Source organism: Plantibacter sp. AC185, assembly GCF_979258065.1.
Window position 1 is genome coordinate 1151434 of sequence record NZ_OZ409831.1, and the last position, 24377, is coordinate 1175810.

Genomic DNA, 24377 nt, shown 5'->3' on the forward strand with positions numbered 1-24377 from the left:
GCCCGCCTGCCCGGACTCGGGTGGGCGGGCGGCGGTCCGTCCACCCGGCTAGAGCAGCTCGTCGACGTCGGGCGTGGTCGCACCGCGCAGCGCCTCGTCGACCGACGACCGCACGAGCGAGGACAGGAAGCCGCCGGCGTTCTCCACACCGATGTCCTGGAGCAGACCCGTCGCCTGCTGCACGACCGCGCGGGAGAAGCTCGCGGCCGTCTCCACCGCTTCGGCGTAGGCCGCACGATCGGCCTCGGCGATGATCACGGGCTCCGCGCCCATCTCGACCACGAGCGCCTGCCCGATCGGTTGGACCGGGGCCGGTGCGGTCACGGCGAACGACGTCTCGTGCAAGCGGGCGAGGTCGAGGCTCGTCCCGGTGAACACCATCGCGGGGTGCAACGCCAACGGGATCGCGCCGGCCCGTGCGGCGGGAGCGAGGACAGCGGTCCCGAACCGAGCCGAGGTGTGGGCGACGAGCTGGCCCGGCTGCCACGCACCGACCGCCGCGAGCCCTTCGACCAACGACGCGAGTTGCGCATCGGGTACGGCGATGACGACCAGTTCGCTCCGCTCGACCACCTCGGTGGGATCGAGCACCGGCACATCCGGCAACAGGGCGTTCGCCCGTTCGAGGCTCTCCTCCGACACCGCGGTGATGCCGACGATCGCGTGTCCGGCTCCCCCGAGCGCCGCTCCGATGACCGGGCCGACGCGACCACTCCCGATGATCCCGACGCCGAGCCTGGCGCTCCGTCGTTCCGCGCTCACGTGGTCCACCGGTCCTGGTCGGTCGTCGGGAGCGGCACGGACGGCGCCGGGCGCTGCTCCTGCCACGGCTCGGCGCCCGCCTGCGTCGTCGGCCAGGTGTCCGACTGCGCCACCGGCTCATCGAGGTAGGGCGCCGTCGCCTGCGCCTCGGCCGGCTGGTGCTCGGGGTCGAAGCTCGCCCACCGGTGACTGCGGTCGGTCGACTGCGCGACCACGATCGCCGCCGACGCCGCGTCGAACATCCGCACCGCCTCGTCGCGGGCCATGGCCGGGAGCTTGGCGATCACCGGACCGGGGACCGTGTGCGCGGTCGCGGAGGCGAGATCGAGCGCGCGCAGGAGCGGTCCCTGGTCGATCCGGAGGCTCTGCAGGCGTGCGAGCGGGAGGATGTGGAGTTTGCGCCAGACCACCCCCTGCCGGAACAGCAGCATCCCGTCGCGCAGGGCGTAGCCGGTACGACGCCACGAGAACCAGTTGATCCATCGCGAGCGGCGGGGCGAACCCACGAAACCGACGCCGTCGCGCGTGGCGAGGGCCGACTGCAGGGGCGCCCAGGCGCTGCCGTCGATGCGGCCCGCGAGCATCAGCTCCACGACCTGGGCGGCGTCCACGAGCGACCCGACCGGCAACACCGTGTTGCTCGTCGCACCGCGAGCAGCCTGCTCCAGCGAGAGGCCCGCCTTGTTGATCCGCACCCGCCACCAGCCGAACGGGCGCCAGATGATGGGCTGTGACACCTCGATCGCGTGGATCCGGCCGGGCGGGACGGTGTCGTTCGTCGTCGAGAAGAGCCCGAAGCCGATGCGGACGCCCGAGGGCGTTGCGGCGATGCTGTAGCGCAGTGACTTCGTCACGCTCGACCAGACGAAGGCCCCGAGACTCAGCACCATGGGGACGAGCCAGAACCAGGCCCAGTCCAGTCCGTTGACGAGGAGCACGACGCCGACCACGACCGAGATCAGGACGACCACGGTGAACGGGCTGAGCAGCGTGGACCCGACCAAGCGTCCGAGCGTCAGGCGCACGACGGAGTCCGGCACCGCCTCGTCCGGATCGAGTTCGGGCGAGATGAAGTCGTCGACGCGCTCGGTGACGAACCGGGACACCCCGCCGGCACCGTCGGGCGCCGATTGCGGCGGCAGGGTCGGGTTGACCGGGTCGCCGGCTGCGGTGGTCTGCCGGCGTTCGGCGAGCTTCACCCCGCTCGCGAGCGTGAGGACGTCCCGGCGGAGGCCGTCGGCGTCGGCACCGTACAGGTACTCGAGTTTGACGTTCGCGTCCTGTCCAGCGACGCTCACGTTGATGCGCGAGGCACCGATGAGTCGGGCGAGGAGCGGCTTCTCGATGGAGACGCCCTGGATGCGGTCGAGCTTCGCCTTGCGGTTCGTGCGGAACAGGATCCCGCTGCGCACCTCCACCGCCTCGTCGGTTACCCGGAAGGTGTGCATGCGCCATGAGAACCAGAACACGGCGATCACCACGATGAGCCCGACGGCGATCGCGAGGAGCACCCACCCGACGAAGCCGTGGTTGAGGATGTAGTCGATCGGGTCGGTCGGCTGCTCCATCCCCGGAGCGGGGATGAAGAACTCGATGAGTCGCTCGCGCAGGTTCGCGATGACGATGCCGAGGATGGCGACGAACGCGATCCCGCCTCGGAGCAACGGCGTCGCCGGGTGCAGCCGGTGCCACTGCCCGTCGACGAGGCTCTGCCCGGCCACCCGTGGGACGATCGCCTCGGCCGTCGGCTTCACCCGAGGACCCGCGGCCGGAGCCTCGAACCGCTCTGGCGGTCCTGCCGCCTGGTGCTCGCTCACAGTCCGGTCCGCCGGCTCTCCGCCACGGCGACCAGGTGGTCGCGCAGCCCCTCGGCTTCGGCTTCCGGCAACCCGTTGATCACCACTCCGGTCGAGGCGGAGGCGGTCACGAACTTGAGGTCGGCGAGGCCGAACGCCCGCGAGAGGGGCCCGCGGTTGATGTCGACGAGCTGCATGCGCCCGTACGGCACGGCGACGAAGCGCTGCCACATGATCCCTCGGCGGAACAACAGGTCGTCCGCGCGCAGTTGATACCCGATCGATCGGATGCGGCGCGGGATGAACGCCGCGGCGATCAGGGAGATCACGGCGAAGGCGGCGAACGGCCACCAGATCCAGGTCCAGTCCCAGACGAGCGCGACGAAGACCACTGCCGCCGTGACGAGCACGAGGCCGGCGCCCTCGGAGATGAACTCGACGGCGATGAGCTTGCGACTCACGCGGCGCCACTCGGCATCAGGCAGTTCGAGCCGCTTGCCGCTCTGCTCCGCGGGGCCGGCGTGGACCGCCTCCGGCGACGACAGCTCCTCCAGCGGCGTCTCGATCAGCGGCCGTTCGGCGGGCTGATCAGGTGTGGGACGGGGCTCCCCCGGGTGCGGCGTCGTCATCATCATCCTTCGGAACGGTGCAGAACCACTCGGCCACCAAGGCGGCGACGACGAGTGCGACGGATCCCACGATGGACGCGATCACCAGCCACAACGAGCCTATCGCGGGCAGGATCGGGCGGGTCAGGACGAAGAGCAGGATCCCGACGGTCGCCCCCGCCACCAGGGAGCCCGCATGGCTCGAGGCCTTCGCGAGCGCGGCGACCCGCATGGCGCGGAACGGATCGATCCGCCGGGTGGCGCGACCGGTCGTGCTGCGGCGGATCGGCCAGGACAGGGCGATGAGGATGATCGCGACCGCCACGAGCGAGACCGCGAGGGTGACGGGCGGGATGATCGACGCGCGTCCACCGGAGACCATCGCGACTTCGACGAGGAAGCCGACGACGACGCCCACCCCGGCGAGGACGATGAGCGGTGTCGCGGTGGTGCGGGTCACGGCTGCGTGCCGTCGTCCGGGACCACGGAGCCGTCCTTGGCGGCCGCGAGGGTGTCGAGGCGGCCGACGCCGGGCAGCGTCGCGTCGGGGTCGAGGAGCAGCCAGGGCACGACGACGAACCCGCGCTCGGCGGCTCGCGGGTGCGGGACCGTCAGGCGTTCGTCGTCGATCGTCTCGTCGTCGTAGGCGATGAGGTCGAGGTCGAGCGTCCGATCGCCCCAGCGCTCCTCGCGGACGCGGCCGTGCGCGAGCTCGATCCGCTGGAGTTCGTCGAGGAGCGCGTGCGGCTGGAGGCGGGTGCGGACGGCCGCGACACCATTGAGGTAGGCGGGAGCCGACTCGTCGACGCCGGACAGCTTGACGGCCGCGCTCGAGACGAGCGGCGACGGCCGCACCTCGAGCACCCCGTCGACGGCGGCGAGGTCGTCCACCGCCTGTGCGATCGTCGCGCGGCGGTCCCCCAGGTTGGCCCCGATGGCCACGACGGCCCACACGGCACGGGGCTTCGGTGGTCCGGGCCGACGGGCTGGGTCGTGGATCGGTGTGCGCGAGACCATCAGACGGCCCGCCCGGCCTGGGTGCGATCGGCCTGGGTTCGCTCGATCGTCACCGCCACGTCCGCGAAGGGCACGGTGATCGGCGCGCTCGGCTTGTGCACCGTGACCCGGACCGCTTCCGCGCGTTCGTTCGCGAGCACCACGTCGGCGATGCGCTCGGCCACGGTCTCGATGAGGTCGACCGGGTCGCGCTCCACGGCCGCGACGACCGCCTCGGCGAGCTCCCCGTAGTGCATGGTCGCGCCGAGCTCGTCGCCGCCGGCGGCCGGGCGGAGGTCCAGCGACACGGTGACGTCGATGACGAACTCCTGTCCGGCCTCGCGCTCGAAGTCGAAGACGCCGTGGTGCGCGAACGCCCGCAGGCCCGTGAGGGTGATCGAATCAGTCATCGGCTCCACCTTGCCATGCATCGAGGGTATCGAGAGCGAGTCTGGTGGCGGCGACGTCGTGGACGCGCACACCCCAGGCTCCGGCCTGCGCGGCCAGCACACTCACCACGGCGCTCGGCAGGTCGCGCGCCTCCATCGGTGCGTCCTCAGGGAGGAGCGCTCCGATGAACCGCTTGCGGGACGCGCCCACCAGCACCGGGTACCCGAGCTCGCGCAGCAGGTCGAGTCGGGCGAGGATGCGCCAGTTGTGCTCGGCGTGCTTGGAGAACCCGAGGCCGGGATCGACGACGATCCGGCCGGGGTCGACGCCCTGACCGCGGAGGGTCGTCACCCGATCGTCGAGCTCCTGAGCGACGTCGACCGCCGCGTCGGTGTACGTGGCGCGGCTCGCCATGTCGGCCGAGTGCCCGCGCCAATGGCTGATGACGCAGTCGAGACCGGACGCCGCCATGACGCCCGGCATGCGGTCGTCGGCGAGGCCACCGGAGACGTCGTTGATGATCGAGGCACCGGCGTCGGCCGCGGCACGGGCGGTCTCCGCGTTCATCGTGTCGATGCTCACTCGCGCACCAGCGGCGGCCAGCGCCGCGATGACGGGTGCGACCCGGTGCTGCTCCTCGCGAGTGTCGACCCGGGCGGCACCGGGCCGCGTCGATTCGCCGCCGACGTCGATGATGGTCGCGCCGGCCGCGATGAGCTCGAGCCCGTGGGCGACGGCGTCGTCGACGTCGAGGTACCGGCCGCCGTCGCTGAACGAGTCGGGTGTGACGTTGACGACGCCCATGATCTGGAACATGCGATCACCCCGCCTGGTCGGCGGACGCGCCGATCAGGACCATCAGCTCGGCCCGCGCGGCCGGATCGGCCAGGGCTCCACGGCTGGCGATGGTGACGGTGGTGCTCGTCAGCTGGCGTGAACCGCGCATCGAGACGCAGCCGTGTGCGGCCTGGAGCACGACGAGGACACCGCGAGGCGCGAGCCGTTCGACGAGGGTGTCGGCGATCTGCTCGCTCAGGCGCTCCTGGACCTGCGGGCGCGACGCGAGTGTGTCGACGAGCTTCGGCAGGGCACCGAGTCCGATGACGAGTTCGTCGGGCAGGTAGGCGATGTGCGCCGTGCCGAGGAACGGGAGCAGATGATGCTCGCAGACGGAACGGAAGGCGATGTCGCGGACGAGCACGACGTCGCTGGTCGCGCCCTCCTCGATCGGGATGGGGCGGGCCAGGTGCACACCGGCGTCCTGACCGACGCCACCGAAGAACTCCGCGTACGCGTCGGCGACACGCGTCGGGGTGTCGGTGAGGCCGTCGCGGGAGGGGTCCTCGCCGATCGCCTCGAGGATCTCGAGGACCGCTGCGGCGATCCGCTCGCGGTCCACGGACGACCGCGAGGCCGAGCCCTGATCGGGCTCGGCCTGCGCGGCTGCGACCGCGTCGTCCGCGGTGTGCTCGCCGTGGGTCATGCGGGCTAGGCGGTCGCCGGTCGAGGCTTCGTCGCGCGGGTGCGCTTGGGCTTCACGGGAGCCTCGGGCTCGGGCTCCGAGCTCACGCCGCCGTCGGCCGCACCGGAGTCGATGGGGGCGGTGAAGGACGAGGAACCGACGGCCGAACCCGACCCGACGGGCCGCTTCTTGCTGGACAGCCAGACGGGGCGCGGCGGGAGCTTCTTGACGTCCTTGAAGATCTCGGCCAGCTGGACGTGGTCGAGGGTCTCCTTCTCCATCAGCTCGGCGGCGAGGCGGTCGAGCACGGCCCGGTTGGTCGTGATGACCTGCCAGGCTTCGTCGTGCGCGGCCTCGATGAGCTCGCGGACCTGGGCGTCGACCCGCTGCGCGATCTCCTCGGAGTAGTCGCGCTGGTGGCCCATGTCGCGGCCGAGGAACATCTCGCCCGAGGACTGCCCGAGCTTGACGGCACCGACGTCGGTGGTCATGCCGTACTCGGTGACCATCTTGCGGGCGATCCCCGTGGCCTTCTCGATGTCGTTCGACGCACCCGTGGTCGGGTCGTGGAACACGAGCTCCTCGGCGACGCGGCCGCCCATCGCGTAGGCGAGCTGGTCGAGCAGCTCGTTGCGCGTGACGGAGTACTTGTCTTCGAGGGGCAGGACCATCGTGTAGCCGAGGGCGCGGCCGCGCGGAAGGATCGTGACCTTCGTGACGGGGTCGGTGTTGTTCATCGCCGCTGCAGCGAGCGCGTGCCCGCCCTCGTGGTAGGCGGTGATGAGCTTCTCCTGCTCGCGCATGACGCGCGTGCGGCGCTGCGGGCCGGCGATGACGCGGTCGATGGCCTCGTCGAGTGCGCGGTTGTCGATCAGCTGCGCGTTGGAGCGCGCCGTGAGCAGCGCGGCCTCGTTGAGGACGTTGGCGAGGTCGGCACCGGTGAAGCCGGGCGACTTGCGGGCGACGACCTCGAGGTCGACGCTCGCGGCGAGCGGCTTGCCCTTGCCGTGCACCTCGAGGATCTTCTTGCGGCCGGCGAGGTCGGGGGCGTCGACGCCGATCTGGCGGTCGAAGCGGCCCGGGCGCAGCAGCGCGGGGTCGAGGATGTCGGGGCGGTTGGTCGCGGCGATCAGGATGACGTTCGTCTTGACGTCGAAGCCGTCCATCTCGACGAGCAGCTGGTTGAGGGTCTGCTCGCGCTCGTCGTGACCGCCACCCATGCCGGCGCCGCGGTGACGACCGACGGCGTCGATCTCGTCGACGAAGATGATCGCGGGCGAGTTCTCCTTGGCCTGCTGGAAGAGGTCGCGGACGCGGCTCGCGCCGACACCGACGAACATCTCGACGAAGTCGGAACCGGAGATCGAGTAGAACGGCACGCCGGCTTCACCGGCGACGGCGCGGGCGAGGAGCGTCTTGCCCGTTCCGGGAGGGCCGTACAGCAGGACGCCCTTCGGGATGCGCGCACCGACGGCCTGGAACTTCGCGGGCTCCTTGAGGAAGTCCTTGATCTCCTCGAGCTCCTCGATCGCCTCGTCGGCGCCGGCGACGTCGTCGAAGGTCACCTTCGGCGACTCCTTCGAGACGAGCTTCGCCTTCGACTTGCCGAACTGCATGACCTTGTTGCCGCCGCCCTGCATGCCGGAGAGCATCAGCCAGAAGAAGACACCGATGAGGAGCAGCGGGAGGAGGAGTCCGAGCATCGACAGAAGCCAGCTCGGCTGGGGCACCTTGTCGTTGTAGCCACCGGACGGGTCTGCGGCGTCGACGGCCTCGACCACGTCGGCCGCACGGGCGCCGACGTAGTAGAACTGCACCTGCTTGCCGAACTCGTCGTCGGCCTTCGTCAGCGTGAGGTCGACGCGCTGGTCGCCGTCGGTGATGACGGCCTCCTTGACCTGACCCTTCTCGAGGAAGGCGAGACCCTCTTGCGTGGAGACCTCACGGAAGCCGTTCATGCTCATCAGGCTGATGCCGATCCAGAAGACCAGGGCGGCGATGATGAGGTACGGGATGGGACCCTTGAAGAGACGCTTGACGTTCATAAGTTGAGAGGCCGGGGCTGGCCCGTTCCCTTTCTGCAGGAGGGGTCGACGGGCGGAGCCGCGTCGGAAATCAGGCTACCCCCTCGCCGCTGGATGCCTCCCCTGTGTTTGCCGTGGGCTTAACGGGGGTGCGGTGTGAGGTCGGTGGAGTGGTCAGGCGTAGACGTGCGGGGCGAGGACGCCGACGTCGCGGAGGTTGCGGTACTTCTCGTCGAAGTCGAGACCGTAACCCACGACGAAGTCGTTCGGGATGTCGAAACCGACGTACTTGCACTCGACGTGCACCTTGGCGGCCTCGGGCTTACGGAGGAGCGCGCAGACCTCGATGGACGCGGCTCCGCGCGAGGCGAAGTTCTCGAGCAGCCAGGAGAGGGTGAGGCCGGAGTCGATGATGTCCTCGACGATCAGGACGTGGCGGCCGGTGAGGTCGGCGTCGAGGTCCTTGCGGATCTGGACGACACCGCTCGACTTCGTGCCGGCACCGTACGAGCTGACGGCCATCCAATCCATCGAGAGCGGGATGCGGAGTTCGCGCGCGAGGTCGGCCATGACCATGACCGCACCCTTCAGCACGCCGACGAGCAGGACGTCCTTCCCGGCGTAGTCGGTCTCGATCTGCCGGGCGAGTTCGGCGAGCTTGTCGCGGATCTCCTGCTCGGTGACGAGGATGGTCGTGAGGTCGTCGGAAATGTCGCTCTGCTCCATGCGTCGAGTGTATGCGAGATGACCAGGACGCCCGTGCGCCTCCTGCTCGGGGAGCCCTGGGTCAGCGGGCCGCGAAGACGATGCGTCCCGCGTGCCGGGACGCCGTCAGGCCGGGCAGGTCGATCGGCCCCTGGCCCGCCCAATCGGTGACGAGGCGCGCGACTTCGATCGTCTGCGACCGCGTGAGCGAGACGCCGAACTCGCTCTGGACGATGTACCGGATGATCCGCTGGCGGAGCGCCGCCGGATTGGCGGCGAGTGCCCCGGCGCTGACGGAGATCCCGGCCTCGGCGTGCTCGACGAGCTCCTCGATGGTCTCCTCGATCATCTCCTCGAACGCGTCCGCGTCCTCGCGAGCGGCGTCGGCGGTGCGGGCGAGGGCCTCGGCGATCCCCGGCCCGAGCTCCGCCTCGAGCACCGGCAGGACCCGTTCCCGGACCCGGACCCGCGCGTAGGCGTCGTCGGTGTTGTGCGGGTCATGCCACGGTTCGAGTCCTTCGGCAGCGCACGCCTCGCGGGTCTGGGAACGCCGGATCCCGAGCAGCGGTCGGAGGAGCGCACCGGAGACGGGCGCCATCCCTTGGAGGCTGCCCGTGCCCGACCCTCGTGCGAGGCCGAGGAGGACGGTCTCCGCCTGGTCGTCGAGGGTGTGCGCGAGCAGCACCAGGGACGCACCGACCTCGACTCGCGCGGCGTCGAGTGCGGTGTACCGGGCCGCCCGTGCCGCGGCCTCCGGTCCGCCCTCGGAGCCCACCTCGACGACGCGGACGAGGACGGGGTCGAGCCCGAGGGCACGCGCCTGGTCCGCGGCACGCGCCGCGACGTCGGCCGAGCCCGGTTGCAGTCCGTGGTCGACGATCACGGCGCCGGCCCGCAGACCGACCTTTCCGGCCTCGAACGCGGTCGCGGCGGCGAGCGCGAGCGAGTCGGCGCCACCGCTCAGCGCGACGAGCAGGTCGGCACCGGCGGCGTCACGCGACGGCGTGGACGCCGTGCCCGCGATCGCGTCGCGCACCGCCTTCCGCAGGGCGGCGACGGACGGGTGGAGCGGGGGTCGGACGTCGTTCACGCGGACCACGCTATTGCACCGCGCCGAGCGCCTCCCCACACCGTTCGCTCCGGGACGCATCGGTTATGGTTGGTCCTCGTCGGCGACCGCGCCGACTCAACGTCATCCAACCGCGCAAGGAGCAGGCTTATGGCCGAGTACGACGCCGTCATCGAGATCCCGCGGGGCAGCCGCAACAAGTACGAGATCGACCACGAGACCGGTCGGGTCTTCCTGGACCGCGTCCTGTTCACGAGCTTCGTCTACCCCGCCGACTACGGCTTCTTCGAGAACACCCTCGGCGAGGACGGCGACCCGGTCGACGTGCTGGTCCTGCTCGACTTCCCGACCTTCCCGGGCGTCGGCATCAAGGTCCGCCCCGTCGGTGTGCTGCACATGACGGACGACGGCGGCGGCGACGACAAGGTCATCGCCGTGCAGTACAAGGACCCGCGCTGGTCGCACATCCAGGACCTGACCGACATCCCGCAGGCGACGCGCGACGAGATCGAGCACTTCTTCGTCCACTACAAGGACACCGAGCCCGGCAAGTGGGCGCGGATCGACGGCTGGGGCGACGCCGCAGCGGCCGAGAAGATCATCCTCGCGGGCTTCGACAAGCTCAAGGCGGAGGGTCACTGAGCCCCTGCGGACCTCCGCACACCGCATGACGAAGCGGCCGGCACCCGAGGGTGCCGGCCGCTTCGTCGTGCGGGTCGCTGCGCTCGATCAGCCGAGCGGCGCCCCGCGGTCGGCCATGAACGGCTGCGCGTCGATCGCACTGCCGTTGATGCGGACCTCGAAGTGCAGGTGGCAGCCGGTGGAGGCACCCGTCGTGCCGACGTAGGCGATGACCTGCCCGGCGGAGACCTGGTAGCCGACGCCGACCTGGATGCCGCCGTTCACGATGTGCGCGTAGCCGGTCGAGACGCCGGAGCCGTGGTCGATGAGGATGAAGTTGCCGTACGTGCCGTACCAACCGGCGTAGGTCACGGTGCCGGCGGTCGCCGCGTAGATCGGGATGCCACAGCCGCCCGCGATGTCGGTCCCGCGGTGGAAGCTGCCTGAACTGCCGCCGCCGGTGGAGATCGGATCGCGGTAGCCGTACGTGCCCGAGATGCTGCCGGAGGCCGGGATCGCCCAGCCCTGGCTGCTGAGCTGACCGCCGTCGGCGCTCTGCCCCCGTGCGGCGGCTTCGGCCGCGGCCTTCGCCTTTGCCGCAGCGACTCCGGCTTCGTAGTCCTGAACCGTCTTCGCCGTCGTGTCCTGCAACGCGGTCAGCTGCGCGTTGAGCGTGACGATCAGCTCCTGGTTCTTCTCGAGCTTCTCGGCCGCCGCGGACGCCGCCGCCTGGGCTGCCTCCATGGCCGTCTGCGCCGCCTGTCGGAGCGACTCGCGCTCGTCGCGGGCGACACCGGCCTGCTCACCGAGCGCAGCCGCGGTGTTGCGTGCGGCGACCGCCTGCTCGTAGACGCCGTTGCTGTGCTCGGCGACCTGGTTCATGTTGCCGAGCTTCGACAACAGGTCGGTCGCGCCCTTGCTCTCGCCGTCGAGGAAGAGGCTCAGGCTGAGGTCGGCGCCACCGGAGCGGTAGAGCTGCGAGGCGACCCGGCCGGCCTGCTTCGTCGCGGTGTCGGCCTCGGCCGTCTTGGCATCGGCCTGGGACTGGATCGCGGTGGCCCGGGCGTCGGCCTCGAAGAAGGCCTCCTCAGCGGCCTGGAACTCCGTACCGCGCTTCTCGGCCTCGTCCTGGGCGACCTGCAGCTCGTCCTGCAACTGGACGATGAAGTTCTTGATGTTCGTGACCTCGGCGGCCTTGGCGGCCTCATTGCCCTTCGCGGCCTGGACGTCATCCCACGAGGGGTAGTCGGCTGCTGACGCCGGACCGGCGACGCCGAACGAGCTGACGATCGCGAGCGACATGACGATTGCGGCGGTGAGGCGTCCTCGCCATCGCGCGGAGGACGCCGATGCGGCGTTGGTCGTCCGGCTTCGGCGCCAAGCGCCGGCAAGCTTCTTGCTCATGAAGTAGGGGCCCATCTCGGTTCGCTGCAGTCACATCGGTCACATCGGTACCACTGTCCACGCTAGCCCGACGGGGGTCGGGACCGGCTGCGGACACTCCCGTCGGCCGTGGCATCCGGGAGTGGTCCACGCCAGAGGCTAACCCCGGCCGGGGGCCGTGGAGCGGTCATTCGGCGCCTGTCGTCAGATCCGGCATGGAGCGCCGATCGCTGCTCCGTGAAGCCGATTTTGGATTCGGCGGTTTCATCCGTATGCTTGTCGCTCGGTAGTCATGAAGCTTCAGGGCTTCGCGGCCCTATCGTTTAGCGGCCTAGGACACCGCCCTTTCACGGCGGCAGCACGGGTTCGAATCCCGTTGGGGTCACCACTGACTACTGGAAAAACAGCCGCTCGGATTCAGGTATAGTGAGTCTGCGCGACTGCGAGAAGCACTGAGGAACACCAGCATCACCGTATTTCGCATCACCATCAATTCAACATGTATGGCCCTGTAGCGCAGTTGGTTAGCGTGCCGCCCTGTCACGGCGGAGGTCGCGGGTTCAAGTCCCGTCAGGGTCGCAAAAGGTCGGAAGCCCTCTCGCAAGGGAGGGCTTCTGCTTTTGAGACATCGTCGCCGTTCGTGCAGCTGATGTACTCGGCTCTGTAGCTCAGTTGGTAGAGCGCACGACTGAAAATCGTGAGGTCACGGGATCGACGCCCGTCGGAGCCACGGAACCCCCACCTAGCTTCTACATGGTGGGGGTTCTTTTTTTGCCCGGATGCCCGCGAACACCCACGCCACCACCCGAGTTGCCACTCCTGGCCCACGGCGGACAGACTCGCACCGTGGAATCGAAACCGTCACGCTGGGTGGCCGCCTCCGTACTCGCAGTCATGCTCGGCACGTCGCTCGTCGCCTGCTCGGACACGCGGTACGGACTGCCACGTGGTGAGGCAGTCGGCACCTGGCGCAGTGGGGACACCCGGCTCGAGCTCGCCGACGACGGAACCTTCGAGGCCACCGCCTGGCCCTCGGATGTCCAGTGCAGTCTTGGCGACGACCCCCGCGCGGACGACCCGATCGACTTCTCCGGGACCTGGATGGTGGACAACGAGGGGACCCACCGGGACCTCGTCCTGCATCCCGGCGACGGCGCATGCGAGACGTCCCGGATCACCTCCGACGTACGGAGCGACGACGGTCTCGCGCGCCTGTGCATTCACGCCCGTGGATCCTTGTCCGGCCCGGCCGAGAACTTCTTCACCCTCTACCAGGGTGATCCTCCGGAGACCGAGGATCCGGATCGCTGCCTGAACTACTAGCCCGCCCGATCCGAGCGACCGCGCGGGCAGACGAGTCTCGCCCGCCCGATCCCTGAACCTCCTCCGCTCCCTGAGCCTGTCGAAGGGCACTCGGAGAAGCATCCAAGACCAGCGACACCCCATCCGGTCCCTGAGCCTGTCGAAGGGTACTCGTAGGCACTTCGACAAGCTCAGTGACCGGAAGAGGTGCACCCGCACTCACTCCGGTCTCCGCGCAACCTTCCCCGGTCCCTGAGCTTGTCGAAGGGCACACGGGAGAACCCCGCAAAACCGGTATGCCTCCTCCAGTCCCTGAGCTTGTCGAAGGGCCCACGGGGACACTTCCACAACCGGGCCGACTCAGCATCTGGAATGTCAGTGGTCCATGGTGGACTGGTTCCACGACCGAGACCATCACCACCGCGATCCGCGCGAGCGATGAGCACGCCGCGCGCCTCGCGGAGTTCTCGGATCGCTACGCGGACATCCAGCGTCGGCGTGCTGCTCTGGATGCCGAGGAGGCCCGGCTACTCGCCCGTTCTGCGGCCTATGCGGACGCGCTCGCGGACTCGGTCGTTCCGGCCGTGTTCCCGCCGGCCGAGCGCCTGGCGCTCTCCCGCCGGTCGACCTGCGCGGCCCTTGCGATGGCGACCCGAACGCCCGAGCGGACGGTCCAGCGCGCGACGAACACGGTGCCGGCACTGAGCATGGCCGGCGTCTCCGACGTGCCCGGCATGCTCGACGGGTACGGACCCATCGACCCCCAGACCGCAGCCCGTATCGCGGTGAACGCGCCCAGCTTCACCGGGTCCTCGTCCAACCGGAAACCGGTGCGGTCCTCTCCGTCGGGCGGAACCAGTACCGCGTTCCGGCCGACCTCCAACGTGCAGTCCGCCTACGGGACGGCACTTGTCGGGCACCGGGCTGCGGGCGACGAGCCAGAGCCTGCGACCTCGATCATTCGGTCGCGTGGGAGGACGGCGGGACCACGGATGTCGGGAACCTTGCCTGTCTCTGCCGACATCACCACCGGATGAAGCACCTCCCCGGCTGGAACCTCGACCACCAGCCCGGCGGGGTCCTCGAGTGGACGACACCCGACGGGAAACACCATCGGACGGAACCGGACCCCGCACCGTTCTGACCTCCGCCGGTCCCTGAGCCTGTCGAAGGGGTCCCCGTGGGCACTTCGACAAGCTCAGTGAGCGGGAAAGGTGTGCCCGGAACGATGAGGCATCCTCGTGGGCACTTCGACAAGCTCAGTGACCGGGATGGGTGTGCCCGCGTAGCTTCGGCCGTGAGCCTGTCGAAGGGTTCCTCGTGGGCACTTCGACAAGCTCAGTGAGCGGAAGAGGTGCGCCCGGAACGACGAGGCATCCTCGTGGGCACTTCGACAAGCTCAGTGAGCGGAAGAGATGCGCCCGGAACGACGAGGCACCCTCGTGGGCACTTCGACAAGCTCAGTGAGCGGAAGAGGTGCGCCCGGAACGACGAGGCATCCTCGTGGGCACTTCGACAAGCTCAGTGAGCGGAAGAGGTGCGCCCGGAACGACGAGGCATCCTCGTGGGCACTTCGACAAGCTCAGTGACCGGGAGAGATGTGCCTGGAACGATGAAGAGTCCTCGTGGGCACTTCGACAAGCTCAGTGACCGGGAGAGCTGTACCCGGAACGATGAAGAGTCCTCGTGGGCACTTCGACAGGCTCAGTGACCGGGAGAGGTGCGCCCGGAACGACGAGGCACCCTCGTGGGCACTTCGACAAGCTCAGTGACCGGGGAGAACAAGCTCGGTGACCGGGAGGAGTGTCCCCGGAACGCTCCGGTCCCTGAGCCTGTCGACGGGCAGTCGGGGTGCGCTCGCTCGGTGCGCGGCAGGACGTCCGCCGGCTCACATCGTGCACCTCCGTCCGCAAGCCCGAGACATCCGGGGCCGATCGGGACAGACTGGTGGCATGAGTTCCGCTGACGACCGCACCACCGACGGCCCCGACGACGCCCACCGAGTCCCCGCAGGGGTCGACGACGCCACCGTGGAAGCGGTCGGCAAGGTGACCGAGGCGCTCGAAGTCGTCGAGCAGGCGCGCGGCATGCTCTACGGCTTCCATCGCCTGACCGGCAAAGCGGACCTCGCGCTCGGCGAAGCCGCGGACGCCCTCCGCGAAGCAGGACACGACGCCCTCGCCGACCGGATCGACACCGAGCTGGTCGGACGCAACGTCATCGACGGACGCTGGACGTTCCAGATCGTCGAGGACTACGACGGCAACTACTGGGAGCCGTTCCGCACGCTCGAGGCGGAGGTCCGGAACGAACTGGCGGGCGGCCGACGCCACCTCGCGGAAGCCGCCATGAAGGAGGACCGCCGCACGCACGGCGCGCCCCACCACGAAGCCACACCACCGACGGTCTGAACCCGCACGGCATCAGTGCCGCGTGCCGTTAGGCTCGATCCGATGACCGATGCACCCGTTTCCCGGACGAAGTTCTCCCGCCAACGGGTGATCGTCGGAGCCGCCGAGTTCGCCGACACCTACGGCGCCGACGCCCTCACGCTCGCCGCTTTGGCCCGCGAGCTCGACACCTCGGCACCGGCCCTCCTCAAGCACGTCCGCAGCACCGAGGACCTCCGCGCCGCCGTCGCCCAGCTCGCCCTCGCCCAACTGGCCAGCGGACTCGACATCGCGACGAACGGCCTGAGCGGGCCCCCCGCACTCACCGCGCTGGCCGACGGGTACCGCCGCTTCGCCCTCGCCTATCCCGGTCGGTACGCCCTCGCGTTCTCGATCGAGGACGTCCGCGCCGACACCGGCGAGCCGGCCGACCGCGAGCTCGTGATGCTCGTCGAACGAGCACTCGCGGGGCGCGGTCTCGACAGCGTGGCGATGACGGACGCCGGACGCATCGTCCGGGCGGCCCTCCACGGCTTCGTGTCCCTCGAGCTCGTCGGCGGATTCACCCGCGGCGCCGACCCCGCCACCAGCTACGCTGCCCTCGTGGACCTGCTCGACCATTCGTCCGCGCTCGGCTCACGCCACCTCCAGGAGACGCCATGACCATCACCACCACCCCCACCGTCCTCTTCGTCTGCGTGCACAACGCCGGCCGCTCCCAGATCGCAGCCGGCTTCCTCGGTGCCCTCGCCGGCGACCGGGTCGAGGTGCTGTCGGCCGGGAGCGAACCGAAGGACCGGATCAACACCGTGGCGGTGGAGGCGATGGCCGAACACGGCATCGACATCACCGCAGCCGTGCCCCGCATCCTCACGACCGACGCCGTCCGGGCGTCCGACGCGGTCATCACGATGGGCTGCGGCGACGCCTGCCCGATCTTCCCCGGCAAGCGCTACGAGGACTGGCAACTCGAGGACCCGGCCGGGCAAGGCATCGAGGCCGTCCGCCGCATCCGCGACGACATCGAGGAGCGGATCGCCGCGCTCTTCGTCGAACTCGTGCCCGCCGAGGCGTCCGAGTTCCCGGCCACCATCGGCTCGGTCGCCCACGAAGCCCTCGGCGCGCACGGATTCACCCGCTTCGAGCAGCTCACGCGGGTCTCCCCCGCCGCCCTGCTCCGCATCCACGGCGTCGGCCCGAAGGCCGTCAACGTCCTGACCGAAGAACTCACAGCCCGTTCACTCGCCTTCGCCTCCTGAGAGCGATGGTGGTCGGCCAGCGCCCGGCGTCGGCACGCAACCCCATTGCCCAGCGCGACACCCGTCGTATCGTGGTCGTATGAGCAAGCACGCAGCGAACGACGACAACCTCCCCGAGGACCACGAGACCACCGAGGACTCCATCGAGCAGGAGGTCGACGGCGAAGACACGTTCCTCCCCGTCGCCGAGCCGACCACCGGTCCCGCTCCCGCCCCGTAACCCGACGCGCCTCCGGGGCCGCGGATCAGGGGCCGACGAGTGCCTGGAGGTCGCGCAGGGAGCCGTCGAAGACGTTCACATCGATGAACTCCTCCTTGCCGACGTACCCGAGCATCCGTTCCCGGCTCGTGTACTGCCAGAGGTCCCACGCCCGCCCGTCCGACAAGACCGGCGGCGTGATGACCGAGCGGATCCACATCGGGTTCCGCTCGTACGCGCCCGTGAGGAACGCGTCGTAGTACCGCATGGTGGCGTAGACGATCGGCGGCCGACCGTAATGCTCCTCGAGTGCCGCGAGGAGCGGATCGAGTACGGCGGCGACCCGCTCCGCACTCGGTGGCGTCCGACAATAGTCGGCGTAGCACTCGAGATCGATGGTGATCGGGAGAGCACCCGCGGTGACCGGGACGGTGTCGAAGATGTTCTGGGCCTGCGTCTCGGCCGGGCTGTCGAAGCTCAGGAAGTGGTACGCCCCGATCAGTAAGCCGGTCTCGTCGGCCGCGCGCTGTGCACCCGCCCAGTTCGCGGCGAACCGTTCGTCCCGATCGCCGGATCCCTCGGTCGCCTTCATGATCGCGAAGTCGATGGGCTGAGCCGCGAGGACGTCCCAATCGATCTCGCCCTGGTACGAGGAGACGTCGACACCGCGCACCGCGTACGAGGCGGCCAGGATGGCGTTCGGGCGCACGAGCCCCATGGCGACGAGCGCCGCGCAGATCCCGCCGATCGCGAGCGTGCCGGCCGCCCCGACGACGAGCGGCCACCAGCGTCTCCAGAATCGGTTCATCGACTCACTCTGTCACGTCTCGGACGTGTCCCGGTGCAGGACGCCTCAGCGCGGGTAGAGGACGGCTGCCCGCGGGTCGACCAGGAAGTCGACGACGTCGCCCGTCGACCAGCCCGCGGCCGCGAGCTGCTGCACGGCGACGTCGGCGGTGATGACCGCCGAGCGGACCCGGACGACGTCGCCCCGCGGCTCGAGGTCGGTGATCGTCGCGCGGAGGGCGCCTGACGCACTCGGGCCGCCAGACCCGTCAGCCTCCCGGACCTCGACGCGGGACGGTCGGAACGCGCAGGCCACGGCGACCCCGACCGGGATCGGGTCTGCCTCCGCGGAGGAGTCGACCTCGACCTCCGCTCCGTCCGGCAGACGGAGCCCGCGTGCCGTGCGAACGCCCGTCAGCAGTTCGAGTCCCGCGAGGTCCGCGGTGAACGCCGTCCGCGGCCGCTCGAGCACCTCCGCCGTCGGCCCCTGCTCGACGATGCGCCCGGCGTCCAGGACGATCACCCGGTCCGCGAGCGTGTAAGCGTCGAGCACCTCGTGCGTCACGAGCACGGTCGTCCGCCCACGCAACTGCTCGCGGAGCATACGGCGCAGGTGCGGCGCGACCGTCGCATCGAGCGCGGCCATCGGTTCGTCGAGGAGGAGCAGGGCCGGGTCCGGGGCCAGCGCGCGGGCGAGCGCCACCCGCTGCGCCTGGCCGCCGGACAACTCGGCGGGACGGCGCCCCTCGAGCTCGGACGCCTCGACCTCCGCGAGTCGTCGTCGGGCGACGTCCCGAGCCTCGCCGCGCGACGCACCGGCGACCAGCGGGCCATAGGCGACGTTGTCGAGCACGGAGCGGTGCGGGAAGAGCAGCGCCTCCTGCGCCAGGAGCGAGATCCCCCGCCGGTGCGGCGGCAGCCAGTGGTCCCGACCCGATCCACCGACCGCGAACAGCTCGCGACCGGCGAGCGTCGCGTGACCGGTGTCCGGACGCAGGAGCCCGGAGAGGACCGCGAGCAGCGTCGACTTGCCGGCGCCGTTGGGGCCGAGCACGGCGACGGTCTCCCCCGCGGCGAGGTCGACGGCGAGCTCCCAGTCGCGTTCACGCAGCGTCGCTCGGAACGCCAGGGCCGCCCCGGTCATCGCACCACTCCGGCGACAGTCCGTCCACGGCGGATCGACCCCTGTGCCCCAGCGACGCCGACGACGAGCACGGCCACGACGACGAGGACGAGCGACAGCGCGACCGCGGCGTCGGGATCGGTCTCGCGCTGCAGGTAGATCTCGAGCGGCAGCGTCCGCGTGACCCCCTGCAGGCTACCCGCGAACGTGAGAGTAGCCCCGAACTCACCGAGGGCCCGCGCGAACGAGAGGATCGCGCCCGACACGACGGCGGGTGCGAGGAGCGGCAGCGTGACGGTGCGGAAGACCGTGGTGGGACGTGCGCCGAGCGTCGCGGCGACGGCCTCGTACCGCGAGCCGGTCGTGCGGATCGCCCCCTCCAGGCTCAACACGAGGAACGGCAGGGCGACGAAGGTCTGGGCGAGGACGACGGCGGTCGTGGAGAACGCGATGTCGATCCCGGCGTCCGCGAGTGCCGGCCCGAGCAGGCCGAGCCGGCCGAAGGTGTAGAGCAGGGCGATCCCGCCGACGACGGGCGGGAGCACGAGCGGGAGGAGGACGAGCGACCGCAGCAGGCGCTGCCCCGGGAACCGGGTGCGCGCGAGGACGAGGGCGAGGGGCACGCCGAACACGACGCAGAGAGCCGTCGCGAGTGACGACGTCCGCAGACTCAGCCCGAGCGCCGCGACCGACGACTCGGAGGTGACGAGTGCACCGAAGTCCGCCCAGTCCACCCGCAGGACGATGGCGACGAGCGGCAGCAGGACGAAGGCTGCGCCGACCATGGCGACGACGACGATCCAGCGGGGCACCCCCGAGCCGAGTTCTCTCACGGGGTCACGGTGCGCCGAAGCCGGCGTCGGCGAGCACCCGCTGTCCCTCGGCGCTCACGACGTAGGCCGCGAAGGCCGCCGCGACGGTGGGGTTCGCGCTCCCTGCGAGCGGCGCGATCGGGTAGGTGTTGACGGCCTTCGACGACTCCGGGAAGGTGATGCCCCGCACGGCGTCGCCGGCCGCGATGACGTCGGTCACGTAGACGAGCCCCGCATCGGCCTCGCCCGAGGTCACCTTGCCGAGGACGTCGGTGACGGAGGACTCCTCGCTGACCGGGCTCAGCGCGACACCCGTGGCGTCCTCGACGGCGACGGTGGCCGCCCCGCAGGGGACCTGCGGCGCGCACACGACCGTCTTGACGCCCGGACGGGCGAGATCGGCGAACGTCTTCACGCCGGCGGGGTTCGACGGGGGCACGGCGATCTGCAGGACGTTGGTCGCGAAGTCGACCGGGTCGCCCTCGACGAGGTCGGCATCGGTCAGCTTCGCCATGTTCTTCTCGTCCGCCGAGGCGAACACGTCGCCGGGAGCACCGTTCGTGAGCTGCGTGACGAGGTCGGAGGAGCCGGCGAAGGTCAGCTCGACGGTCGTACCGGGGTGCGCCTCCTTGAAGTCCTCCGCGAGCGCGGTGAAGGTCGTCTTGAGCGACGCCGCCGCGTACACCGTGATGGAGCCGCTGAGCTCGTCCGCCGTGGCCGAGACGGTGGGTGTCGACGTCGCGGCGGGGGCGGCGCAGGCGGACGCCGCGAGCAGGACCCCGGTGCCGAGGGCCAGTGCACTGAGCAGTCGGAAGGATCGACGGGGTGCGGTGCGGTTCATGAGCTCGCCTTCGGGGTTTCGATGAGGACCGTCGTGGCTTTCACGACGGCGATTGCTGTCGAGCCGAGTTCGAGACCGAGTTCGCGGACCGCCTCACTGCTCAGGAGCGACACCACGCGATGCGGCCCGCACTGCAGTTCCACCTGCGCCATGACCGTGTCCATCGTGATGTCGGTGACGATGCCGACGAAGCGGTTGCGTGCCGAGCGTCCGATCTCCGAGGGGTCGACGGGGAGGACGGCGTTCTCTCGGGCCAGCCGAGCGAGCGACAGGCCGTCGACGACCGCTCGGCCCGCCTCGTCCTTCGCGCTGACGAGTGCGCCCTGGTCGATCCAACGACGGACGGTGTCGTCACTGACCCCGAGGAACAGGGCGGCGTCTCGGATACGGATCTGCGGCATGGAGACAGGCTAGTGCACGCATTCGCGTTGACACGACCTAGCTGTAACCGCATTCGCGCTTCGGGTCGTCGGCGGCGGGCCGGCGCTTCGACCCTCCACGACGCCCCCTGCTCCGAACCATCCGTATGAGATCACGCCTGCTCGCCGCCGTCACCCTGCTCGCCCTCGCCACCGGCCTCTCCGCCTGCGCATCGCCCGATTCAGGAACCGGCGGCGCCACGGGCGACGGACCGCTCGTCGCGTTCTACGGCGACTCGTACACCCTCGGCACCGGAGCGAGCGACCCGGCCAATCGCTGGTCCACCGTCGTCAGCGAGGAACGCGGCTGGCGGGAGTTCAACCCCAGCGTCAACGGCCTCGGGTTCGTGAACCACCGCGACCGATTCGGCGACGGCAGCGGCGACCTGCCCTCCCTCATCATCGCCGAGCAGCCCGACATCGTCTTCGTCACGATGGGCCTCAACGACGCGTTCAGTTTCGACGATGCCGCCGACCGGATCCACGAGCAGATCACGACGGACCTGCATCGCCTCCGCGACGCCCTCCCGGAGGCCCGCTTCATCGTCGTCGAACCGTTCTGGTACACCGATGAGCGACCGCAGTCGATCGAGACGATCATCGGCTGGGTGGCCGACGCCGCGCAGGAGATCGACGCCGACACCGTCCCCGGGGCGTCGCACTGGATCGAGGGGCACCCGGAGTGGATGGCCGCGGACGGCCTCCACCCGAACGACGAGGGGTACGCGGAGATGGCTCGGCGGATGGACGTCGAGCTCGAGCGCCTCGGACTCTGACGCCCCGGTGTCCGTCGCCGCTCAGCCCAGGCGGATGCCCCGGTCAGCCATGAACGGGACGGCATCGACGCGCGAGCCGCCGATCCTGACCTCAAAGTGCACGTGGCATCCGGTCGAGGCACCCGTCGTCCCGACGAGCGAGATGTTCTGACCGGCGGACACCCACTGCCCCTCGCCGACGAGGATGCTGCTGTTGTGCGCGTACCCGGTCATGACGCCGCCACCGTGGTCGACGAGGACCCAGTTGCCGTAGGTGCCGAGCCAGCCGGCGTAGACCACGGTGCCGGCGTTCGCGGCGTAGACCGCTCGCCCGCAACCCGCTCCGATGTCGGTGCCCGAGTGGAACGGGTTGACGCCGGGCACGGGGCGACCGGGTCGCGGTCCGTAGTTGTCGGTGATCCGGCCGGAGATCGGCAGGGCCCACCCCTGGCTCCCGACGGCACCCGAGGCACCGCCGCCGCCTCCGCCGCCGCCGCCACCGCCGGCGTTCGCAGCGGCCTCGGCAGCCGCCCGTGCAGCCTCAGCGGCAGCCGCCGCGGCTGCAGCAGCGGCGGCGGCAGCCGCCTTCACTTCCTCACCCTTGCGGTAGTCGGCCTCGGTGGCTGCGCGGTTCTCCTTGAGGACCACGAGCTGGGCCTCGAGCGTCGCGAGGTACTCCTGCTGCTCGGACACGGCGGTCTCGGCGTCGGCACGGGCTGCGACCGCATCTCCGAGCGCGGTCTCGGCTGCCGCGGCGAGCTCGCCGAGGGCGGCCTCGGCGATGGTCGCCTGCTCGGTGAGCAGCGACGCCGTGTTCGCATCGGTCCTCGCCCGGTCGTAGGTGCCGTCCGTGGACTCGCTGAGCTTCGTGATCGTGCTCAAGCGCCCGAGGAGCGACTCCGGCTCCTGGCCGTCGAGGAATGCGGCGGTACTGAGGTCGACGTTCCCCGACCGCAACCACGCGGCGACGAGCGCGCCGGCCTGGCGTTTGGAGGCCTCTGCCGCGGTCGTCGCGGCCACGGCCTGCTCGCGGAGCGAGACGGCACGGTAGCTCGCCTCGTCGACGGCCAGCTGAGCGGCCTCGTACTCGTCGGCACGGAGGACGGCCTCAGCTTCGGCGAGCGCCGCAGCGGTCTTCAGCTGCTGGACGAGCCCTTCGATCTGACCGATGGTCGACTGCTTCGAGGACTCGCTCGAGCGGGCCGCCTCGACGTCCTCCCAGCTGGGGTACTCCGCAGCGGCGGCCGGCTGCGCGAGACCCATCGAGAGGACGATGACTCCGGCGAGGGCCGCGGCGATGGAGGCGCGACGGCGCGCGGGACGGAGGCGTGGCATGCTGCCATCCTGGCAGTGGTCAGCCCCGTTCGGGGGGAGGCTCGCCCGCCTCTGAACGAACCGGCGCCGCCCGGTGGGAGAGCACGAGGTCGAGCAGCCGGTCGGCGATGCTGCGCTTCGATCCGTTCGCCTCACCGACCACCTCGCCGGCGCCGTCGATCACGACGACCTCGTTGTCGGGCGTACCGAAGCCGTCCGTCCACCCCACACGATTGAGCACGAGGAGGTCGGCGCCCTTGCGTGCCGCCTTGGCTCGGCCGAGGGCCAACAACTCCTCGCGGTCGGCGGCGGTCTCCGCAGCGAACCCGACGACCAGTCGTCCCGGCACCCGGGCCGCGGCGAGCCCGGCGAGCACGTCGGGGTTGCGGACGAGTCGCAGGGTGAGCTCGTCGCCGGTGTCGTCCTTCTTGATCTTCCGTTCGGCGATCTCGGCGGCACGGTAGTCGGCCACGGCGGCCGCCATGACCACGAGCGTCGCGTCGGCCGCCTCGTCTTCCATGACCGCTGCGAGTTCCGCTGCGGTGCCGACCGGGACGACCCGCAGACCGTCGACCGCAACCGCTGCGGCCGCGACATCGGCGTCGAGGTGCGCCGCGACGAGCACCACGTCGGCCCCGCGCTCGGCGGCGGCCTGCGCGATGGCGAGCCCCTGCCGACCGCTCGACCGGTTCCCGAGGAACCGCACCGGGTCGAGCGGCTCACGGGTGCCGCCGGCCGAGACGACGACGCGCTCGGCCCGCAGGTCGGCCGGGTCCGCGTCCGTTCCGCCGGTGCGTCCGGCGAGCAGTGCCAAGCCCGCGGCCACGATGTCGTCGGGCTCGCTCATGCGTCCCGGCCCCGTGTCGCCGCCCGTCAGCGCACCGTGCGCCGGCCCGATGACGGCCACCCCGCGCGATCGCAGGAGGGCGACGTTCGCCGTCGTCGCCGGGTGCTGCCACATCTCGGTGTGCATCGCCGGTGCCAGCAGGACCGGTGCCCGGCTGGCCAGGATGGTGGTGCCGAGGAGGTCGTCGGAGAGGCCCGCAGCGAGTTTCGCGAGGGTGTTGGCCGTCGTCGGCGCCACGACGATGAGCTCGGCACGCTGCCCGAGGGCGACGTGCCGGACTTCGGCGACGCCGTCGTACAGCGAAGTCGTGACGGGGTTCCGGCTGATCGCCTCGAGGGTCGGCAGGCCGACGAACCGCAGTGCGTTCTCGGTCGGCACGACGTGGACGTCGAATCCCGCGAGGACGAACCCGCGGACGACGCCGACCGCCTTGTAGGCGGCGATCCCGCCCGTGATCCCGACGACGACCGTGCGCCCTGCCGCCTCCCGCGATGCGTCCTGCACGCCCATGCCG

At 70.5% G+C, this 24377-nt stretch carries 26 protein-coding genes, 3 tRNA genes and 1 pseudogene; 11 read left to right on the plus strand and 19 right to left on the minus strand.

Annotated elements, in window-relative coordinates:
• Nucleotides 1-48: 48 nt before the first annotated feature.
• The 11 genes from ACZZZB_RS05470 to tilS form a co-directional block, all read right to left on the minus strand.
• Complete coding sequence (locus tag ACZZZB_RS05470) at nt 49-762, minus strand: Rossmann-like and DUF2520 domain-containing protein (protein WP_086474715.1); 714 nt, start codon at nt 760-762, stop codon at nt 49-51.
• Nucleotides 759-2579 carry a PH domain-containing protein gene (locus tag ACZZZB_RS05475; RefSeq protein ID WP_463529156.1) on the minus strand — a complete coding sequence of 607 codons (1821 nt, stop codon included), beginning with the start codon at nt 2577-2579 and terminating at the stop codon, nt 759-761. The genes ACZZZB_RS05470 and ACZZZB_RS05475 overlap by 4 nt, the downstream gene beginning before the upstream one ends.
• A complete protein-coding gene (locus ACZZZB_RS05480; RefSeq protein WP_463529157.1) occupies nt 2576-3190 on the minus strand; it encodes a PH domain-containing protein in 615 nt (204 codons plus the stop codon). Before ACZZZB_RS05480 ends, ACZZZB_RS05475 begins: the two co-directional genes overlap by 4 nt.
• Nucleotides 3147-3626, minus strand: coding sequence for a DUF3180 domain-containing protein (locus ACZZZB_RS05485; protein WP_079001580.1), 480 nt, complete (start codon nt 3624-3626; stop codon nt 3147-3149). The genes ACZZZB_RS05480 and ACZZZB_RS05485 overlap by 44 nt, the downstream gene beginning before the upstream one ends.
• The gene (folK, locus tag ACZZZB_RS05490; protein ID WP_202939480.1) at nt 3623-4183 is read right to left on the minus strand and encodes a 2-amino-4-hydroxy-6-hydroxymethyldihydropteridine diphosphokinase; all 561 of its coding nucleotides are present in this window, start codon (nt 4181-4183) and stop codon (nt 3623-3625) included. Before folK ends, ACZZZB_RS05485 begins: the two co-directional genes overlap by 4 nt.
• Nucleotides 4183-4572 carry a dihydroneopterin aldolase gene (folB, locus tag ACZZZB_RS05495; protein ID WP_079705157.1) on the minus strand — a complete coding sequence of 130 codons (390 nt, stop codon included), beginning with the start codon at nt 4570-4572 and terminating at the stop codon, nt 4183-4185. Before folB ends, folK begins: the two co-directional genes overlap by 1 nt.
• On the minus strand, nt 4565-5368 hold the full coding sequence (folP, locus tag ACZZZB_RS05500) for a dihydropteroate synthase (protein ID WP_137242241.1): 804 nt from the start codon (nt 5366-5368) through the stop codon (nt 4565-4567). Before folP ends, folB begins: the two co-directional genes overlap by 8 nt.
• A gap of 4 nt (nt 5369-5372) precedes the next feature.
• A complete protein-coding gene (gene folE, locus ACZZZB_RS05505) occupies nt 5373-6035 on the minus strand; it encodes a GTP cyclohydrolase I FolE (RefSeq protein ID WP_463529158.1) in 663 nt (220 codons plus the stop codon).
• 5 nt (nt 6036-6040) lie between these two features.
• Complete coding sequence (ftsH, locus tag ACZZZB_RS05510; RefSeq protein WP_194643984.1) at nt 6041-8059, minus strand: ATP-dependent zinc metalloprotease FtsH; 2019 nt, start codon at nt 8057-8059, stop codon at nt 6041-6043.
• A gap of 153 nt (nt 8060-8212) precedes the next feature.
• Complete coding sequence (gene hpt, locus ACZZZB_RS05515; protein WP_064294334.1) at nt 8213-8764, minus strand: hypoxanthine phosphoribosyltransferase; 552 nt, start codon at nt 8762-8764, stop codon at nt 8213-8215.
• A 61-nt stretch (nt 8765-8825) separates the two neighbouring features.
• Nucleotides 8826-9833 (minus strand): tRNA lysidine(34) synthetase TilS, encoded by a 1008-nt coding sequence (gene tilS / locus ACZZZB_RS05520; protein ID WP_191940564.1) that lies wholly within the window; start codon nt 9831-9833, stop codon nt 8826-8828.
• A 129-nt stretch (nt 9834-9962) separates the two neighbouring features.
• On the opposite strand from tilS, the gene ACZZZB_RS05525 reads away from it, so the two are divergent.
• Nucleotides 9963-10454 carry an inorganic diphosphatase gene (locus ACZZZB_RS05525; protein WP_079705152.1) on the plus strand — a complete coding sequence of 164 codons (492 nt, stop codon included), beginning with the start codon at nt 9963-9965 and terminating at the stop codon, nt 10452-10454.
• Between the two features lie 87 nt (nt 10455-10541).
• Here the strand turns inward: ACZZZB_RS05525 and ACZZZB_RS05530 are convergent, their stop codons facing one another.
• Nucleotides 10542-11837, minus strand: coding sequence for a M23 family metallopeptidase (locus tag ACZZZB_RS05530; protein ID WP_229939417.1), 1296 nt, complete (start codon nt 11835-11837; stop codon nt 10542-10544).
• Between the two features lie 291 nt (nt 11838-12128).
• On the opposite strand from ACZZZB_RS05530, the gene ACZZZB_RS05535 reads away from it, so the two are divergent.
• The 9 genes and pseudogenes from ACZZZB_RS05535 to ACZZZB_RS05575 all read left to right on the plus strand — a co-directional run bounded on the left by ACZZZB_RS05535 (nt 12129) and on the right by ACZZZB_RS05575 (nt 16987).
• Nucleotides 12129-12204: transfer RNA gene (locus ACZZZB_RS05535), tRNA-Glu, on the plus strand.
• Nucleotides 12205-12321: 117 nt separating this feature from the next.
• Nucleotides 12322-12395 (plus strand) — tRNA-Asp (locus ACZZZB_RS05540).
• 78 nt (nt 12396-12473) lie between these two features.
• Nucleotides 12474-12546 (plus strand) — tRNA-Phe (locus ACZZZB_RS05545).
• 116 nt (nt 12547-12662) lie between these two features.
• Nucleotides 12663-13139, plus strand: a complete 477-nt coding sequence (locus ACZZZB_RS05550; protein ID WP_463529159.1) for a hypothetical protein — start codon at nt 12663-12665, stop codon at nt 13137-13139.
• Between the two features lie 607 nt (nt 13140-13746).
• A complete protein-coding gene (locus tag ACZZZB_RS05555; protein ID WP_463530545.1) occupies nt 13747-14262 on the plus strand; it encodes an HNH endonuclease signature motif containing protein in 516 nt (171 codons plus the stop codon).
• An 808-nt stretch (nt 14263-15070) separates the two neighbouring features.
• Nucleotides 15071-15529, plus strand: a complete 459-nt coding sequence (locus ACZZZB_RS05560) for a hypothetical protein (RefSeq protein ID WP_064294389.1) — start codon at nt 15071-15073, stop codon at nt 15527-15529.
• A gap of 42 nt (nt 15530-15571) precedes the next feature.
• Complete coding sequence (locus ACZZZB_RS05565) at nt 15572-16171, plus strand: WHG domain-containing protein (protein WP_463529160.1); 600 nt, start codon at nt 15572-15574, stop codon at nt 16169-16171.
• Nucleotides 16168-16575, plus strand: a pseudogene (locus ACZZZB_RS05570) (arsenate reductase ArsC); the annotation flags it as partial. The gene ACZZZB_RS05565 and the pseudogene ACZZZB_RS05570, both read left to right, overlap by 4 nt.
• 271 nt (nt 16576-16846) lie before the next feature.
• Nucleotides 16847-16987, plus strand: a complete 141-nt coding sequence (locus ACZZZB_RS05575; protein ID WP_153303386.1) for a hypothetical protein — start codon at nt 16847-16849, stop codon at nt 16985-16987.
• 25 nt (nt 16988-17012) lie between these two features.
• Here ACZZZB_RS05575 and ACZZZB_RS05580 read toward each other — a convergent pair whose 3' ends face one another.
• The 5 genes from ACZZZB_RS05580 to ACZZZB_RS05600 are packed head-to-tail and all read right to left on the minus strand — an operon-like array spanning nt 17013 to nt 20929.
• Entirely contained in the window at nt 17013-17774 is a 762-nt protein-coding gene (locus ACZZZB_RS05580; RefSeq protein ID WP_192018695.1) for a GH25 family lysozyme, read from the minus strand.
• Nucleotides 17775-17819: 45 nt separating this feature from the next.
• Nucleotides 17820-18896 carry a sulfate/molybdate ABC transporter ATP-binding protein gene (locus ACZZZB_RS05585; RefSeq protein ID WP_192018696.1) on the minus strand — a complete coding sequence of 359 codons (1077 nt, stop codon included), beginning with the start codon at nt 18894-18896 and terminating at the stop codon, nt 17820-17822.
• Entirely contained in the window at nt 18893-19660 is a 768-nt protein-coding gene (locus ACZZZB_RS05590; RefSeq protein WP_463530546.1) for an ABC transporter permease, read from the minus strand. Before ACZZZB_RS05590 ends, ACZZZB_RS05585 begins: the two co-directional genes overlap by 4 nt.
• Nucleotides 19661-19712: 52 nt before the next feature.
• Nucleotides 19713-20528 carry a molybdate ABC transporter substrate-binding protein gene (gene modA, locus ACZZZB_RS05595; protein ID WP_137242252.1) on the minus strand — a complete coding sequence of 272 codons (816 nt, stop codon included), beginning with the start codon at nt 20526-20528 and terminating at the stop codon, nt 19713-19715.
• Nucleotides 20525-20929, minus strand: coding sequence for a TOBE domain-containing protein (locus ACZZZB_RS05600; protein WP_137242253.1), 405 nt, complete (start codon nt 20927-20929; stop codon nt 20525-20527). Before ACZZZB_RS05600 ends, modA begins: the two co-directional genes overlap by 4 nt.
• A gap of 125 nt (nt 20930-21054) precedes the next feature.
• Here ACZZZB_RS05600 and ACZZZB_RS05605 point away from each other — a divergent pair, with 125 nt between their 5' ends.
• Nucleotides 21055-21723, plus strand: a complete 669-nt coding sequence (locus ACZZZB_RS05605; protein ID WP_137242254.1) for an SGNH/GDSL hydrolase family protein — start codon at nt 21055-21057, stop codon at nt 21721-21723.
• A gap of 21 nt (nt 21724-21744) precedes the next feature.
• On the opposite strand, the gene ACZZZB_RS05610 is transcribed toward ACZZZB_RS05605, so the two are convergent.
• Together ACZZZB_RS05610 and coaBC are read right to left on the minus strand one after the other, a co-directional pair.
• On the minus strand, nt 21745-23037 hold the full coding sequence (locus ACZZZB_RS05610; protein ID WP_463529161.1) for a peptidoglycan DD-metalloendopeptidase family protein: 1293 nt from the start codon (nt 23035-23037) through the stop codon (nt 21745-21747).
• Nucleotides 23038-23056: 19 nt separating this feature from the next.
• On the minus strand, nt 23057-24373 hold the full coding sequence (gene coaBC, locus ACZZZB_RS05615) for a bifunctional phosphopantothenoylcysteine decarboxylase/phosphopantothenate--cysteine ligase CoaBC (protein WP_463529162.1): 1317 nt from the start codon (nt 24371-24373) through the stop codon (nt 23057-23059).
• Nucleotides 24374-24377 lie beyond the last annotated feature (4 nt).